The 17,002-nt window shown below is 46.1% G+C and carries 15 protein-coding genes; 2 read left to right on the top strand and 13 right to left on the bottom strand.

Annotation, left to right across the window (positions count from 1 at the left end):
* Nucleotides 1-55: 55 nt before the first annotated feature.
* The 4 genes from bioD to bioB are packed head-to-tail and all read right to left on the bottom strand — an operon-like array spanning nucleotide 56 to nucleotide 3,747.
* Nucleotides 56-739 carry a dethiobiotin synthase gene (gene bioD / locus B853_RS09585; RefSeq protein WP_010449200.1) on the bottom strand — a complete coding sequence of 228 codons (684 nt, stop codon included), beginning with the start codon at nucleotides 737-739 and terminating at the stop codon, nucleotides 56-58.
* Nucleotides 736-1,557: a malonyl-ACP O-methyltransferase BioC gene (gene bioC, locus B853_RS09590; RefSeq protein ID WP_038882789.1), complete on the bottom strand. Its 822-nt coding sequence runs from the start codon at nucleotides 1,555-1,557 to the stop codon at nucleotides 736-738. Before bioC ends, bioD begins: the two co-directional genes overlap by 4 nt.
* Nucleotides 1,557-2,708: an 8-amino-7-oxononanoate synthase gene (gene bioF, locus B853_RS09595; RefSeq protein ID WP_038882788.1), complete on the bottom strand. Its 1,152-nt coding sequence runs from the start codon at nucleotides 2,706-2,708 to the stop codon at nucleotides 1,557-1,559. The genes bioC and bioF overlap by 1 nt, the downstream gene beginning before the upstream one ends.
* Nucleotides 2,695-3,747: a biotin synthase BioB gene (gene bioB, locus B853_RS09600; RefSeq protein ID WP_005378222.1), complete on the bottom strand. Its 1,053-nt coding sequence runs from the start codon at nucleotides 3,745-3,747 to the stop codon at nucleotides 2,695-2,697. The genes bioF and bioB overlap by 14 nt, the downstream gene beginning before the upstream one ends.
* 130 nt (nucleotides 3,748-3,877) lie before the next feature.
* Between bioB and bioA the strand changes: the two genes are divergently transcribed.
* On the top strand, nucleotides 3,878-5,155 hold the full coding sequence (bioA, locus tag B853_RS09605; RefSeq protein ID WP_038882787.1) for an adenosylmethionine--8-amino-7-oxononanoate transaminase: 1,278 nt from the start codon (nucleotides 3,878-3,880) through the stop codon (nucleotides 5,153-5,155).
* 137 nt (nucleotides 5,156-5,292) lie between these two features.
* Here the strand turns inward: bioA and B853_RS09610 are convergent, their stop codons facing one another.
* The 8 genes from B853_RS09610 to lrp form a co-directional block, all read right to left on the bottom strand.
* On the bottom strand, nucleotides 5,293-5,559 hold the full coding sequence (locus B853_RS09610; RefSeq protein ID WP_012127608.1) for a DksA/TraR family C4-type zinc finger protein: 267 nt from the start codon (nucleotides 5,557-5,559) through the stop codon (nucleotides 5,293-5,295).
* A gap of 137 nt (nucleotides 5,560-5,696) precedes the next feature.
* On the bottom strand, nucleotides 5,697-6,137 hold the full coding sequence (locus B853_RS09615; RefSeq protein ID WP_038882786.1) for a hypothetical protein: 441 nt from the start codon (nucleotides 6,135-6,137) through the stop codon (nucleotides 5,697-5,699).
* Nucleotides 6,131-6,862, bottom strand: coding sequence for a hypothetical protein (locus B853_RS09620; RefSeq protein WP_038882785.1), 732 nt, complete (start codon nucleotides 6,860-6,862; stop codon nucleotides 6,131-6,133). Before B853_RS09620 ends, B853_RS09615 begins: the two co-directional genes overlap by 7 nt.
* Before the next feature lie 206 nt (nucleotides 6,863-7,068).
* Nucleotides 7,069-8,376, bottom strand: a complete 1,308-nt coding sequence (serS, locus tag B853_RS09625; protein ID WP_010449217.1) for a serine--tRNA ligase — start codon at nucleotides 8,374-8,376, stop codon at nucleotides 7,069-7,071.
* 91 nt (nucleotides 8,377-8,467) lie between these two features.
* A complete protein-coding gene (locus B853_RS09630) occupies nucleotides 8,468-9,823 on the bottom strand; it encodes a replication-associated recombination protein A (protein ID WP_029561011.1) in 1,356 nt (451 codons plus the stop codon).
* On the bottom strand, nucleotides 9,824-10,450 hold the full coding sequence (gene lolA / locus B853_RS09635; RefSeq protein WP_038882784.1) for an outer membrane lipoprotein periplasmic chaperone LolA: 627 nt from the start codon (nucleotides 10,448-10,450) through the stop codon (nucleotides 9,824-9,826).
* A gap of 74 nt (nucleotides 10,451-10,524) precedes the next feature.
* On the bottom strand, nucleotides 10,525-13,743 hold the full coding sequence (locus B853_RS09640; RefSeq protein ID WP_038882783.1) for a DNA translocase FtsK: 3,219 nt from the start codon (nucleotides 13,741-13,743) through the stop codon (nucleotides 10,525-10,527).
* Between the two features lie 150 nt (nucleotides 13,744-13,893).
* Nucleotides 13,894-14,388 (bottom strand): leucine-responsive transcriptional regulator Lrp, encoded by a 495-nt coding sequence (gene lrp, locus B853_RS09645; RefSeq protein WP_038882782.1) that lies wholly within the window; start codon nucleotides 14,386-14,388, stop codon nucleotides 13,894-13,896.
* A 156-nt stretch (nucleotides 14,389-14,544) separates the two neighbouring features.
* Between lrp and ald the strand changes: the two genes are divergently transcribed.
* On the top strand, nucleotides 14,545-15,669 hold the full coding sequence (gene ald / locus B853_RS09650; protein ID WP_010449229.1) for an alanine dehydrogenase: 1,125 nt from the start codon (nucleotides 14,545-14,547) through the stop codon (nucleotides 15,667-15,669).
* 93 nt (nucleotides 15,670-15,762) lie between these two features.
* Here the strand turns inward: ald and B853_RS09655 are convergent, their stop codons facing one another.
* The gene (locus B853_RS09655) at nucleotides 15,763-16,959 is read right to left on the bottom strand and encodes a methyltransferase (RefSeq protein ID WP_038882781.1); all 1,197 of its coding nucleotides are present in this window, start codon (nucleotides 16,957-16,959) and stop codon (nucleotides 15,763-15,765) included.
* Between the last annotated feature and the right edge of the window lie 43 nt (nucleotides 16,960-17,002).

Genomic DNA, 17,002 nt, shown 5'->3' on the forward strand with positions numbered 1-17,002 from the left:
TGAGAAAAGGGCTGCATTGTGCAGCCCTTTTGATATTTACAGCTCATTCGTAGGTTTATATGTTAAGCAGTGGCTCAACATTGATGTATTTACCTAACTCTTTACGCTTCGCACTTGGAATGTACGGAATCTCACCTAACTTTGGTGCATCAATACGATCTTCCAACATATCGATGATTTCCGCATAGTGCTCTGTGCCTGGGTTAACGCGGTTTGCAACCCAACCGACTAGATTCAGACCATCCGCTTTGATGATCTCAGCCGTGAGCAATGCATGGCTCAAACAACCCAGTTTAATACCTACAACCAGTACTACTGGTAATTGCTCTTGCTGAACCCAAGTTGACAAACTATCAGTGTCAGATACAGGTACGCGCCAACCACCGGCACCTTCTACAAGAACAATATCCGACTGCTCTTTGTGCTGAGCTAGTTTTTCGCTCAATACTTCGTACTTAATCTCTACGTGTTCGTGCTTAGCGGCGATGTGGGGAGAAGAAGGTAATTCCAAAGCATATGGGTTTACATCGTCGTATGCGATATCTAACGTCGCGGCTTTCTGCAGATGCAATGCATCCGAGTTACGCCAACCTTCAGCCGTCTTGTCGCTTCCTGCTGCCACTGGTTTATAACCAATGGTGTTAAGCCCTTTTGCACCAAGTGCCTGCAAAATAGCTTTAGACGCTACCGTTTTTCCTACATCAGTATCCGTACCAGCAATAAAAAATGCATCAATCATTTAACTATGACTCCAAAACAAACCTGATAACTTGCAGGTAGAAGACCTTGATCGTTTCTAAATGCTTGGTACGCACGCTCAACTTGCAACAAAGTGCGACGGCTCGTCAAGCCATGTGAGCGCCCGCTTACGTGATTTGCACCAATGCCTTTGAGATCACGCATGACAGAAAACGCTGAGTCGTACCAAACTGTGATGGGGGTCAAGTCTAGATGATGGTTGTGGCACCAAGATTGCGCTAACGCAATTTTTACCTGATTGTGGGTAATAAAGTTATTCACGTGTTGATGTGTATCAATTTTTGACCACGCCTCGCGTAACTCATACAACGAGCCATCCGCCAGAGTAGAGAAGCATCCCGTCCCTCCTCGCTTTAGCACACGACGCAATTCTCGCAGTGGGTAGCTTAAATCCACACACCATTGCAAAGCTAAACTTGAAAAAACGTAATCGAAGCTCTCATCATCAAATGGCAAGTTTTCGGCATCAGCTAACTGGTACTGCATTCGCTGTGTACCACAACGCTGCTGCGCTTTATCTAACATCGCTTGTGAGATATCGCCACAAACCACTTCTGCGCCACGCTGTTGGAGCAGGTGAGAGAAGTAGCCTGTACCACAGCCCAAATCGAGAACGCGTTTACCCGTTAAGTCCTCTGGAAGCTTATCAAGCAAGCGATGTCCAACATCACGCTGAAACGCCGCGTGTTTGTCGTACGTTTCTGCTGCTTTGCCAAACGAAGAGGCAATCGCATCCTTGTCTTGATAGAAACTCTCCAATGCGGCCGTTTCTGCTAAAGCGGTGGTTGCATTATCCATTACAGCGCTCCTAATGCTTGCTTCAGTGCCACTGAAAGCGTTTTAACTTGTTCATTAGTGTGATTGGCAGTGAGTGTAATTCGAAGACGAGATGTTCCTTTAGGTACCGTCGGTGGACGAATCGCTGTCACCCAAATACCGTTTTGACGACAAGCGCTTGCAACCTGTAAAGCCAGTTCGGATTCACCAATCATAAATGGCTTAATCGAGGTTTTCGTTTCAACAAAACCGTCGAGTTCGTTGAGGCTATCTCGATAAACTTCACTTAGCTCTGCAAGCTTTTCACGTCGCCAAGACTGCTCTTGAATCATAGAGACAGCATGCGTCAACGCATACGCTTGTGCTGGCGGTATCGCCGTGGAATACACATGGTGACGAGCAAACTGAGTTAAAAAGTCCCCCGTTGCGTGGTCACATAAGATAGCCGCGCCAGACATACCAAAAGCTTTGCCAAAAGTAACGATCAACAACTCAGGCTTAACTGTTGCCAGCTCGCAAGACCCACCACCGGATTCACCAAGAACACCAATACCGTGTGCATCATCGACGGCAAACCAAGCATCGTGGCTGCTTGTAACTTCTGCGATATCAGCAAGCGGTGCACAATCCCCGTCCATACTGAATACCCCTTCAGTTACGACCAGATGATTGTCTTCGCTACTCAGCAGCGATTTTAGGTGCTCGATGTCGTTATGTTTAAAGCGCTTCATTTTAGCTGGCGACAACATCCCTGCCTCCATCAAAGAAGCATGGTTCAAACGGTCTTGAATGAGTACGTCTGATTTTTCTAGCAAGGTGAATAACAACGCTTGATTGGCACTGAATCCAGAGCCAAACAGGATTGCCCGTTCGTAACCCAGCCATTCGGTCAATGCAGCTTCTAAATTACTATGCGCCGCACTAAAGCCTGTCACCATTGGAGAGGCGCCGCTACCGCTGCCGTATACACTCAAACCTTGTTGCCAAGCACGAACAAGCGCTTGGTCATTGGCCAAGCCTAAGTAGTCGTTACTTGAGAAGTTGATGTAGCGTCTGCCTTCGTACTCCAAAATCGATTGGTTGCCGGAAAACACCACATTCATCGAACGATTCAGCCCCTGCGCTTTACGGTCGGCAAGGGCGGACTCGATACGAGATTTAAACGCTGGCATCGTAGAAAAGGTCGTCTTTTGTTGGACGAGCAGCAACACGCTCTACAACGCGATCCAGCAACTCGTTTTCTTCGATTTCATCAGGTTTTTGAGACACTTCTTGGCTGTTAATGCCGAGCTTATTGAACAACATCATGTCTTTATCTTCAGAAGGGTTTGGCGTGGTCAGAAGTTTGCAGCCATAGAAGACTGAGTTTGCACCCGCCATAAAACACAGCGCTTGCATTTGTTCGTTCATGTTTTCACGGCCAGCCGATAGACGAACCGCTGATTGAGGCATCATGATACGTGCAATCGCAATCAAGCGAATGAAATCGAACGGCTCAACATCGTCCACCTCTTCCAGTGGTGTGCCTTTCACCTTAACCAACATGTTGATTGGCACGCTTTCAGGATGCACTGGCAAGTTAGCTAATTCAACCAACAAGCCCGCTCGGTCATTGGCACTCTCACCCATACCGATAATGCCACCAGAACAAATCTTCATGCCAGCATCACGAACGTGGGACAAGGTATCTAAACGGTCTTGATAGGTACGTGTGGTAATGATGTTGCCGTAGAACTCAGGTGAGGTATCTAGATTGTGGTTGTAGTAATCCAAACCTGCAGTTGCCAGTTGCTTTGCTTGGTCTGGCGTCAACATGCCTAACGTCATACACGTTTCTAAACCCATGCCTTTCACGCCTTTGATCATGTCTGTCAAGTGCGGCATATCACGCTCTTTAGGGTTCTTCCACGCTGCGCCCATACAGAATCGAGTAGAACCCGCGTTTTTCGCTTTTTGCGCAGCGTCGAGTACGCGTTCTACTTCCATCAGACGCTCTTTTTCTATGTCTGTGGTGTAACGAGCACTCTGAGGACAGTACTTACAATCTTCCGGACAAGCACCTGTCTTAATCGAAAGAAGCGTGCTTACTTGAACATGGTTGGTTTGTTGGTATTGACGATGAACAAGCTGTGCTTCGAATAGCAGATCCATGAACGGTTTTTCCATGAGATCGCGCACTTCAGCGTGCGTCCAGTTATGACGAACTTCCACGTGTATTCCTTTAGTCACTTTTTTTGTTGTGTTGACAGTCTACTGAGTCTCGATAAACTGTCAACACAACACCAAACAACAAAGTTTACATCTGTTTATTTTTTAATCTTAATTACTATTGGAATAGCACATGGATCTCGCCTTCGACCGCCAGCACATCTGGCATCCCTACACTTCGACGTTGACACCTCTGACCTGCTACCCAGTGGCATCAGCAAGTGGTGTCCACATTAAATTGGAAGACGGGACAGAGCTTGTAGATGGTATGTCTTCTTGGTGGTCAACGATCCACGGCTACAACCACCCGCACTTAAATCAAGCGGCTCACCTGCAAATCGATCAAGTCTCTCACGTGATGTTTGGCGGTATTACCCACCAGCCAGCAATCAGTTTGTGTAAAAAGCTATTGGCCCTTGCACCAAGCAACCTTGAACATGTCTTTCTGGCTGATTCTGGCTCCGTTGCCGTAGAAGTCAGCTTGAAGATGGCGTTGCAATATTGGCATGCGAAGGGCGAACGCCGACCGAAGTTTCTTACTTTGCGACACGGTTATCACGGCGACACCTTTGCGGCTATGTCGGTCACCGATCCTGATAATTCCATGCACTCTCTCTACAAAGGTTTTTTGCCTGAGCATATCTTTGCCCAGTCACCTACTTGTGGCTATTGGGATGAATGGAAGCCGGAAGATCTTGCCGACTTTGCGCACAAGATTGAAACGCATCACCAAGAACTCGCTGCGGTGATTCTAGAGCCTATCGTTCAAGGTGCAGGCGGTATGCGTATCTACCATCCAGAATTTCTCAAAGGTGTGCGTAGGCTTTGTGACAAATACGGCTTGTTATTGATTGTAGATGAAATCGCAACCGGATTTGGGCGTACCGGCAAATTGTTTGCCTGCGAACATGCAGACATTCAACCAGACATTCTGTGTGTCGGTAAAGCGCTCACTGGAGGTTACATGACCCTCTCAGCGACCCTAGCTAGCAAACACGTCGCAGATACCGTTTGTGGCGGTGATGCTGGGTGTTTTATGCACGGCCCAACCTTTATGGGTAACCCGCTCGCCTGCGCCGTGGCCACCGCAAGTTTAGAATTGATAGAACAAGGCAACTGGCAGCTACAAACCCAGCAAATTGAAACGTTGTTTTCTGAACTACTGCCAAAACTGGACAAATACGACTTGGTTAAAAACACCCGTTGGTTGGGTGCCATTGGCGTTGTAGAAACACACCGCCCAGTGAATATGGAAACCATCCAAGCACTGTTTGTTGAGCACGGTGTGTGGATTCGTCCATTTGGCAAACTGATTTATATGATGCCGCCATTTATTAGCAAGCCGGAAGATATTGAGAAGCTAGTTAACGCAATTGATGCTGCGCTTCAACGTCAAGATTGCTTCGCTTAATGCGCTCATTAAATTTGAAGAACACTTAAAAAATAAAAACAGGAACGGTTTGAGTATGCCACTCAAACCGTTTTTACTATTTAGAGCAATATTATTAAGCGTCGTGCTAATAATCTAAATGCCGCTACGAAATATGATTAGCGCAATTGGCTATCTTTACTTGCTCGTCGATTAAATAACGCTTGGCGTTGAGACACCAATTCGATTGTTGACTGACATTCGATACATAAACGAACGCCTTTCATGGCTATTCGACGCGCTTCAGGAATTTCATCTCCGCATTCATCACAATAATGAGCACTTTCGCCCTGTTTGATATTGCCACGAACACGGGAAATCTCGTCGTCGATGGTATGTTGAATTTGTTGGCTGACGCTATCGTCGTTTGCCCACCCTACGGCCATAAGCCCTCCTCGTTACTTGAATGAGAAAATCTACTTACCGTGGTAAGGTGGATGATTATATCGGTTACAATTAACAAGATAATTAGGGCGTATAAGAAAACACTATTACGTATTGGTAATAATTGTTATATCATCGGTTAATCGCTACTCTCTTGAAAAAGCAATGCAAGGTTACTCATACTCCCTTCCTCACACTCATAATATTGCGTTTGCCCTGACTGCTTCAACGTAACACTGAGTATCTTCTCTACCTCATTAAACTCCTCGCTAAAGTACTCACTGACTAATATGACGCGCTCACCAATACTAAATTCCAGTGACTTCTCATCTACCAACGCTCGATGGTAATGTTCGACACGATAATCTTGAGGTTTTATCCGCTGAAAAACTGGGCTTTGATTCACAATGGACTTATTAAAGAGAAGCTCGCCTTTGCCTTGTTCTATCGAAATACTAAAGTTCATAGTTTGGTTTACTGAACATTCAAAGACTTTTCTAGGCGAGGTATCAACGACAGCAAACGTACTCACCATGGCAACACCTAAAAAACAAATAACCGCCAATCGTTTCATTACCATTCAGCCAACACACTAAATAGCGCTTGCTCAGACATGCGAGTTAATACATAGCCGTGTGAAGAAGAATACGAGCCACTGAGTACGCTATTCTCTTTCTCAATAACGATATCCTCGATGCCGTCAGCGTTGTAATCCCCTTTTGCCACAATCGTAATGACTTGAAAACCATCGGTCGCGTCGAAGTACTCTGCTCTCACTGGACTGGCGACCTGAGTTCTTTGGATACGATCCGCTTCATCCCACGTTGATAGTGTTTTTGCTTTCTCAGCGCTTTCGTTAGAAATAACAAAAGCAAGCGCACTTGGGGCTAAACTAGGAAAGCTATTATCTAACTTAAATTTCGATATATATGAACGCTTAGAGGCAGTTAACTTTGCCATCTCACTCCATGTTCGACACTGTATTAAATAAGCTTTGAACGCGCCGTATTCATAAGCTTTAGCCGCAGTAAAACCCGCTGAGCTTGCATTAGCTAAATCTTGGCAATTAGATACCAATTTTTCTTTGTCAGGCGAACGTCTCAATTCAAGTTCATAGCCCCAATCGAGGGAGTTACGAAGTTGCATATTTTCTTTGGAAGGTTTCGCTACTTCGCGCACGAAAAAGCGGTCTGTTCGCTCACTATCTAAGTATTGAGGCTGGATAAGTTCGCTTGCGACAACCCTACCGAAAACGAGCAAGGTAAGCGCAAAAATAACACGTAATAAAAGATGATTTACTGGCATAACATTTCACAACAAAGACAGATGAGGACGTTAGCTTGTCACGTGAAAAACCGCTAAGAAAAATATCATTTATCTCGTACTGCCAAATTCTGGGCGAGTTCGTCGTTAATGCGTGTGCTAATTACATACAAACGTGTTTTCACTCGACGCAGATAACAAAAAACCCAGCGCTAAGGCTGGGTTTTGGTGTTCTAGTGGTTAATGCATTAACCGATGTGCGTTGCGCCCGCCATGTACTTCTGAAGTACTGTAGGGATTGCAATGCGGCCGTCTGCTTCTTGGTTGTTTTCTAGGATAGCAACCATTGTACGACCTACAGCTAGACCAGAACCGTTTAGCGTGTGTACAAGCTCAGGTTTCTTCTCGCCTTTACGACGGAAACGCGCTTGCATACGACGAGCTTGGAAGTCCCACATGTTAGAACATGAAGAGATTTCACGGTAAGTTTCTTGAGCAGGAACCCAAACTTCTAGGTCGTAAGTTTTACGAGCGCCGAAGCCCATGTCACCTGTACATAGAACCACTTTACGGTAAGGAAGTTCTAGAAGTTGTAGAACTTTCTCAGCGTGGCCTGTTAGCTCTTCTAGCGCGTTCATTGAATCTTCTGGCTTAGTGATTTGTACTAGCTCAACCTTGTCGAACTGGTGCATACGAATCAGACCACGAGTATCACGACCGTAAGAACCTGCTTCAGAACGGAAACATGGCGTGTGAGCTGTCATCTTAAGCGGTAGATCCGCTTCGTCAGAAATCGTGTCACGAACTAGGTTCGTTACTGGTACTTCTGCCGTTGGGATTAGAGACAATTTACGTGGCTCTTCATCGTTTACTTTTTCTACTAGCGGCTCAGTGTGGAAAAGATCTTTACCGAACTTAGGAAGCTGACCAGTACCGAATAGGCTGTCAGAGTTTACTAGGTAAGGCACGTACATTTCTGTGTAGCCGTGCTCTTCAGTGTGAAGATCCAGCATGAACTGAGCGATTGCACGGTGTAGACGAGCAAATTGGCCTTTCATCACGATGAAACGCGCGCCAGTGATCTTAACTGCGCTTGCGAAATCTAGACCGTCACCCATTTCGCCTAGGTCAACGTGGTCTTTAAGTTCGAAGTCGTAAGTCTTTGGCTCACCCCAACGCGAGATTTCTACGTTGTCGTTCTCGTCTTTGCCATCTGGCACTTCATCCGCTGGGATGTTTGGAACAGATAGCGTGAATTCGTCTAGTTGAGCCATTACTTGCTCAAGTTCAACTTTCTTCGCATCAAGATCGCTACCTAGAGTACCGATTTGTTTCTTGATCTCTTCTGCGCCTTCTTTGTCGCCAGCTGCCATTTTTTGGCCGATTTGCTTGGAGATGGAGTTACGCGTGGATTGTAAATTTTCTACTTCTACTTGAATGGACTTACGTTGTTCTTCAAGTTTACGAATAGTATCTACGTCTAGCTTAAAGCCACGACGCGCCAGTTTAGCAGCTGTTTCATCCAGCTCTGTACGAAGTAATTTAGAATCCAGCATTGTTAATCCTATGCTTTGTGTTGTGAAATCACGCGCACTTTCCAAGCGTACGCGTTAAAAAAATTTACTGAACAAATGTATCCAAAAACGCCTACTTTTCATAGCGCTTTTGTGGGCTATTTGCGTCTAAAGTAGCCAAGTAATCTAACTTTTCGCCGATTTTGGTCTCTAGACCACGATTTGTAGGCTGATAGTACCTACGATCGTCCATTTCAGGTGGCAAATATTGCTCACCCGCGGCGTAAGCGCCAGGCTCATCGTGAGCATAACGATACTCTGCACCGTAACCCATGTCTTTCATCAAACTGGTTGGCGCATTTCGAAGGTGATGCGGCACTTCATATTCAGGTAAGTTATGGGCGTCTGTGAGGGCTTGTTTCCATGCTACGTACACCGCATTACTTTTTGGCGCGCATGCTAAATACACAATTGCCTGCGCAATCGCACGTTCACCTTCTGCCGGACCAACACGGGTGAAGCAATCCCAAGCGGACAGTGCCACTTGCATTGCACGAGGATCCGCGTTACCCACATCTTCAGAGGCAATCGCTAGCAATCGACGGGCAATATACAAAGGGTCACAACCTGCAGCAATCATCCGCGCAGCCCAGTAAAGTGCAGCATCAGGGTTTGAGCCACGAATGGATTTGTGGACCGCAGAAATTAGGTCGTACCAAATGTCGCCTTTGTTATCAAAGCGAGAGACTTTCTCCCCTGCTACTTCCGCAAGCAACTTCAATGTGATCTCTTTTTCACCCTGCGCATTGTCCTCTGCCATATCGTAAAGCAGTTCAAGGTAATTGAGAGACATGCGAGCATCACCGTTTACCAGTTCTGCTAGGCGGTCTAAAACATTGTCGGCGAAGTGTGCAGGCGTATTACCCAACCCACGCTCTTTGTCACTGATCGCTTGATTCAGCGCCAACGAGATTTCATCTTTATCGAGAGACGTTAGCTTGTACACACGCGCACGAGACAGCAATGCGTTGTTTAACTCAAACGATGGGTTTTCTGTCGTCGCACCAATAAAGGTAACGGTGCCATCTTCAATATGCGGTAAAAACGCATCTTGTTGAGATTTGTTGAAGCGATGCACCTCATCAACAAATAAGATGGTGCGGCGGCCTGCCATTTTGTTCTCTCGCGCTTTCTCAATCGCTGCACGGATTTCTTTCACGCCAGACGTCACCGCAGACACACGCTCAACTTCAGCGTTGGCATAGTTTGCTGCCACTTCCGCCAATGTCGTCTTACCTGTGCCTGGTGGTCCCCAGAGAATCATAGAGTGAATATGACCAGCCTCTAGCGCACGGCGTAGTGGCTTACCAGGACCTAAAATATGCTGCTGACCGATGTACTGTTCAATCGTTTCCGGTCTCATACGAGCAGCAAGGGGACGAAAATCTTCGTCCCCCGAGAAATCTAATGTGTAATTGCTCACTGCCAATTAATTCCTTTGGTCATCCACTTCCACGCCATCTGGAATTGTGAATGTGAATCTATCTGCCTTAGGTTTACCAAGCTTCACATTGTTAAAGGTGAACAAGCCTTTCTGACCGTCTTGCTCAACCACGTTAAAGCCTTTCACCACACCTTTAGCATCAATATTAATCTGGAATTGTCCTTGTGTGGAGTCTACCGCAGTAGGAATAAGAGTAAACTGATCACCTTTTTGAGAGATCTGGTAGTTATCCCAATCACTTGCACGGTTACGCGTTAACAAAACAAATGGCGTCTGCTCGGTTGCTTGCTCTTGCCAGTAGATACTCACTTGTTCAATGAACGGGCTGTAGTACCACAATGTTTTACCGTCAGAAACCAACAAGTTTTCATCAGGGAATGTGGTGCTCCAACGGAACAAGCTCGGACGAGCAATCTCAACCGTGCCTTCTCCTTCCATTACCGTTTCGCCTTCAGGGCTGATAACTTGCTGAGAGAAGTCCGCACTGAAACCATCGTTCATAGAAAGGCGTTTGTTTAATTCATCTTTAGGTGTCGCTGCATGTGCAGTAGAGAAGAGAGAAAAGCTTAAAACAAGCGTAGAAAAAAGTTTCGCTGAAAATAGTTTTTTCATTCAAATACCTATCAGAGGGTCAAAGACCTAAAGTTACTCACCTCATTTGGACTGAGGTGAGTAACACAAGTTCATTAATCTTTTGGTGGCGCAGGAGCCAATACTTCGCGGTTACCGTTATGACCTGGAGCACTTACGATGCCTTGTGCTTCAAGCTGCTCAACAATTCGAGCCGCTCGGTTATAGCCGATCTTGAATCGACGCTGTACGCCAGAAACCGAACCACGACGCGATTGAACCACATGCTCAACAACTTGATCGAACAGTGGATCCACTTCTTCATCCGAGTCCATCTGCTCGCCTGGAAGTAAGCTTTCTGGGCCTTGGTCGCCACTGATGATTTCATCGATGTAGTTTGGTTTACCACGCGCTTTCCAGTTGTTCACAACAGCGTGAACATCATCGTCCGATGCAAACGCACCGTGAACGCGGGTCGTATGGCTTGAGCCCGGTGGTAAGTAAAGCATATCACCCATACCCAATAGCGATTCTGCACCGCCTTGGTCAAGGATAGTACGTGAGTCCGTCTTCGTAGATACAGTAAACGCCACACGCGTTGGGATGTTTGCTTTAATCAGGCCGGTAATAACGTCAACCGATGGACGCTGCGTCGCAAGGATCAAGTGAATACCTGCCGCACGCGCTTTTTGCGCCAAGCGAGCGATCAGCTCTTCAACCTTCTTACCTACCACCATCATTAGGTCGGCAAATTCATCGACAACCACAACGATGTAAGGCAGTTTCTCTAGCAACGGCGGCTCAGTGTCCATGCTGTCGCCTTCTTGCCAGAATGGGTCGTGAATTGGGTGACCCGCTTCTGCTGCCATCTTCAACTTCTCGTTGAAGCCTTTCACATTACGTACACCCAGTGCCGACATCAGTTTGTAACGACGTTCCATCTCGCCCACACACCAACGCAGTGCGTTAGACGCATCTTTCATGTCCGTTACAACTTCTGAAAGAAGATGAGGAATACCTTCGTAGATGGAAAGCTCCAACATTTTCGGGTCGATCATAATGAAACGCAGATCTTCAGGTGATGCTTTGTATAGCATACTCAAGATCATCACGTTTACACCTACTGATTTACCAGAACCGGTTGTACCCGCTACTAGCACGTGAGGCATCTTCGCAATATCAGCAATAACCGCTTCACCTGCGATATCTTGACCAAGAACAACGGTCGTTGGTGACGTTGCTTGTTCAAACTGAGGGCTACTGATTACATCAGATAGGAATACCGTTTGGCGGCTCATGTTAGGCAGCTCTAGACCGACATAAGGTTTGCCCGGAATCACTTCTACTACACGTACCGCCATTGCAGACAACGCACGTGCCAAGTCCATAGATAGGCCAGAAATGCGGCTTACTTTTACGCCTGGCGCCAAATCAAGTTCGAATCGAGTGATAACAGGACCAGGATAAATGCCGACCACGTCCGCTTTAATCTTGTAGTCTGCAAGCTTAGTTTCAACGAGACGAGCCACTTCTTCCAAAGCATCACGATCGATAAAGTTGTCGCGCTTCTCTGGGTGGTAAAGCAATTCTAGCGTTGGTAGTGGCTCTGCTGGTACTGGCAAGTTTTGCTCTTGCTGTACCAAGAATGGATTTTGCTGAGCAACCACTTTCGCCTGAGCGCTCGATACCATATTTTGGAACGCGGCCACATCTTGGTCGCCTTCTTGAACTTCTTCTACCTCAACTTCTTGAGGTGCAGGTTCAAAGGTAGCTGAAGGCGATGCAGGTTGTGGTTGTGACGCAACGTGTTGCTGCACAGGTTGCTCTTGAACAGCCTGCATAGCTTCTTGTGGGTTAACAGCTGCTTGTTGCGGCTCCATATAAGTTGGTTGAGCCTGCTGCGCTTGGTACTCATCTTCTTCATCTAAAATATCTAGATTCGAAATAGTTGGTTCGATGTGCTGGCTTGGCTCAGCTTGTTCAACAATGTTATCCAGTGCTGCAGCGTTAATCACAGGCTCTTCGTGTTGAGGTTTCTCTGTATTTTCTTGCTCAAACGGTGCATGAATTGAAGGCTGTTCGTGCTGAGCTTGCTCTGCTGCAAACTGAGCGTATTCGTCATAACTTGGCTCGTTATCGTACTGTTCTGATACAGCAGGTTCAGGCTGAACAAACGATTCTTGCGGCAATTCTTGCTGATGAATAACTTGTTTATGAATAGCTTGTTGAGGAACAGCTTGCTGTAGAACTGAATCTTGAGAAACAGGTTGTGAGACTTCAGGCTGAGTAACAACAGTATCAATAACTGGCTGCTGAACTTGTGGCACTTCGTCAGCCCAGTCGTCGGCTTGTTGCGCCGCCGCTTCTAGCTCTTCAATCGTGACATTTAGCTGCTTAGTTCGCTCAACCTCTGGATCAACATTGTCTGTATTGACCATTACCGCCGGCGTAGCAGGAGTTGGCGCCTCTTCTGGCGGTTGAGACGGTTTTGCTGCCGATTGAGGCATGTAGATTGGGTATTCATGTACAGGCTCTGGCTCTTTACTGTCATCAATATCATAAGCAGTAAGATGCGGAAGTACTTCATCCTCAGTCTCAGTCTCAGTCTCAGTCTCTTGTTCATTGAGACGTTGAGGCACACTATCAGCAACAACTTCATCTAGCTGAGGCTCGATGGTTTCTTTTTCTGTTCCGCGAACCTTGTTCAAAATAGCAGAAAGCAAACTTAGAGATTTATCTCCAAGCCATTCAACTATCGAAAGCCATGAAATACCAGTAAACAAGGTAAAACCGGCACCCCATAAGAACAATAGAACCAGAGTGGTACCTAGCACGTTTAGAGTTGGCAGCGATAAGCTTGTCAGAACATCACCGACTACACCACCTGATGAAAAGTACCAAATATCATCGAAGTTAATATCCGCAAGGCCGCTACTGGTTAAGATCAAAATAACCAAGCCAAGCAGGCGGGTACCCCAAAGCATCAGATCGATAGGGTCATCCTCTCCGCGTTTACGAAAAGCAACCCACGCTCCGATGATCAATAGGAAAGGTATAGGATAAGCGAGCGAACCAAACGTAAAGAATAAGGTATCAGCAAGCCAAGCTCCAAACACACCGCCAGCATTATTAATCTCCCCTCCCCAAGCCGTTTGTGACCATGAAGGATCGGCTGGACTAAAAGTGAATAATGCGACGGCGAGTAAAACTGAACTGAGAACGCCAACAATCAGGCAGCATTCTTTTAAGCGTTGGAAGCCATTGAGTCGTGAAGACTGAGGCTCTTCACTGGTTTTGATAATAGTTTCGACTTTCTTAGCGTTCTCTTTGAACATAAATCAACTTGAATACGATATGAGTAATAAATAAGCAAAACAATCCGAGCGGCAAAAGCCGCTCGGTAAATTGATTTAACCATATCAAAGAGAAAAACCCAATTATTCAATGGTGAAAGCGGAAGCATATACCGCTTTCTTTGCAATAATTTAACGAGTTTTAATCACTAGCTGGTTAGTTTGTTTCACTTCTTCCATAACTACATAGGTACGAGTGTCATTTACGCCTGGAAGACGCAGTAACGTATCGCCTAGTAGTCGACGGTATGCACCCATGTCAGATACACGGGTTTTTAGAAGATAGTCGAAATCACCTGATACTAGATGACACTCTTGAATGTCGTCTAGTTTTTGAACAGCGGCATTAAACTGCTCAAACACATCTGGTGCACCACGGTTTAGAGTGATTTCTACAAACACGAGTAGAGATGCATCTAGATACTGCGGGTTTAGTAACGCAGTGTAACCTGTGATGTAGCCTTGACGCTCCAATCGACGTACACGCTCCAGACATGGAGTCGGAGAAAGTCCTACACGTTTTGAAAGCTCTACGTTTGAAATACGACCGTCTTTCTGCAATTCATTAAGAATGTTGCGGTCGATACGGTCTAGTTCCTTGGACGGCTTTTTATAGTTGTCTGCCATTTTTTATTCCACCTTATTACTTCCTTGCAAAAAAATATACTACAACTTTTTAATATTTAGGGCCAAATTTTGTAAAACAATATCTATACTAGATATTAATTCGACAATAACACCCTACAAACAGTTAATACAACCATTATAGAAAGAGGACACAGGATGATCATTGGCGTACCTAAGGAAATCAAGAACCACGAATACCGTGTGGGCATGATCCCAGCTAGCGTGAGAGAACTCATCTCACATGGTCACCAAGTTTTTGTTGAGACCAATGCAGGTGCCGGCATCGGTTTTTCAGACGATGACTACATCGCTGTAGGCGCATCCATTCTTCCTACTGCTGCTGACGTGTTTGCGAAAGCAGACATGATTGTCAAAGTAAAAGAACCCCAAGCTATCGAGAGAGCAATGCTCCGCGAAGGGCAGATTTTATTTACTTATTTACACCTAGCACCAGATTTTCCACAAACTGATGAGCTAATCAAGAGCAAAGCTGTCTGTATAGCCTATGAGACTGTAACAGATAATATGGGTCGTTTGCCACTATTAGCACCAATGTCAGAAGTTGCTGGTCGTATGTCTATCCAAGCTGGTGCCCAAACTCTAGAAAAATCACACGGGGGTCGTGGTTTACTTCTAGGTGGCGTTCCTGGTGTTGAACCAGCGAAAGTCGTTGTTGTGGGCGGTGGTGTCGTTGGCGCAAACGCAGCTCGTATGGCTGTTGGTCTTCGCGCAGACGTTACAATCCTAGACCGTAATGTAGACACACTACGTAAACTAGACGAGGAATTCCAAGGTCGCGCTAAAGTGGTTTATTCTACAGAAGACGCTATTGAGAAGCATGTTCTAGAAGCAGACCTAGTTATCGGTGCGGTTCTTATCCCTGGTGCAGCAGCACCTAAACTGGTAACAAAAGAGCACATTGCTAAGATGAAGCCAGGCGCGGCGGTCGTTGACGTAGCAATCGACCAAGGCGGTTGTTTCGAGACTTCTCACGCAACAACGCACGCAGACCCAACTTACATCGTTGACGAAGTAGTTCACTACTGTGTTGCAAACATGCCAGGTGCAGTTGCTCGTACTTCAACATTCGCGCTGAACAACGCAACGCTTCCATACATCGTGAAGCTTGCAAACAAAGGCTACCGTGAAGCACTTCTAGAAGACAACGGCTTCCTTGAAGGTCTAAACGTTATCCACGGTAAAGTGACTTGTAAAGAAGTTGCTGAGAGCTTTGACCTAGAATACGTTGAACCAGCGCAAGCTATCGCAATGTTCAACTAATGACAAAATAACGCATAAATTGTCACGTTTTGTTTACAAAAGCCCACTCTAAAGTGGGCTTTTTTGCATAGAGCATTTAATTATAAAAAATAACTAAACCTTATAAGCACAAATTAATATGTTTCTAGGTGTGACAGATTTAGCGCAAAACTCTGCCAATCTAACACGATAACCACGTTCTTCAAGATAAAGTGCTTTGTCCAAAGCAAGCCAAATCTCCAACGGCCGTTGAAAGACCAACTGAACCAGGCTCAAACGCTCCATTTGCCAAAAGCGTTGCTCGCCTAACTTTTCAAAATAATCGAAGTTGATTTGTTGAGAAAGATCGATGCCCTTCTGATCCGCCGCCAAGCGGCACAAAGACTCAAAACCATAACTTAACTGCGACTTACGAATGCTTGGCACCGGCTGATACCCTTCCATACCCAAACCTTGTCGAGTGATTAAATCAAACCCCAGCCTAAATACCATTTCTTGCTGACGATGACGGCGTACACGTTCACCACCTGTCACAGTTTGCTGTAGCGGAATACGTAGCTCTTGCTTAGACAACGAGAGAGAAGACGCTCTGCCCCGCTCCGACATCGGCTGATACTGCTCAGACTGAATCAAATGATAACAGCAAGGCGAGATCGTCATTGCTGCCACACCGTTTTCGCTGCCATACTGCATCAAACGAACATGGAGATCACCACACGCATGCAGTGCCACCGCGTGTTGCGTCGGCTTAAACACCGCCTTCGCTTTGCTATCGAACGCGTCACCTTGAATAAAAGTCATCTTCCAATGATGCTCATTCGCCACTTGTTGCCCCGAGTCACACAGCGCTTGTTGGTATTCGAAACTGGTGACGGGCTGATCGGTTTGCGTCGTCAGGATTCGCCCCAAATAACCTTTGCCTGAACACCACTCTAACCATTCTTCACCATGATGAAACTGAATAGCCGCTTCCCCCATCGAGCTAATTTGCTCCAATTTACGACCGGGGATGCCGTTATCTAAACCACGGGCAAGCTCCAAACCGTTTAAAGTCAACGTTTCTAAATGGGTAAGATCAGCGAGTTGCTCAAGTTCAGGTAAAAACGGGCTAAGCGCTTTCAACACAAGTTCGGGCTCTGCTTTGTATTCTTCGATTTGAGAGGGACTAAGAGACGCTAGCCACTGGCACAGCTGAGGATGTTGTTCTTGCCATGGTAGTGATGTGTAAATGCTGCTTTTAAATGGCTCGAATCGCCACAAAGATTGGTTTTCGATTAAGCAGTCATTAATAAATTGAAATTGCGTTTTCATAGCTCCCCCTACAACGAGCGCATTGTAGAGGGAATCGAAACAT

Source organism: Vibrio rotiferianus CAIM 577 = LMG 21460 (assembly GCF_002741985.1).
GTDB classification, from domain to species: Bacteria; Pseudomonadota; Gammaproteobacteria; order Enterobacterales; family Vibrionaceae; genus Vibrio; species Vibrio rotiferianus.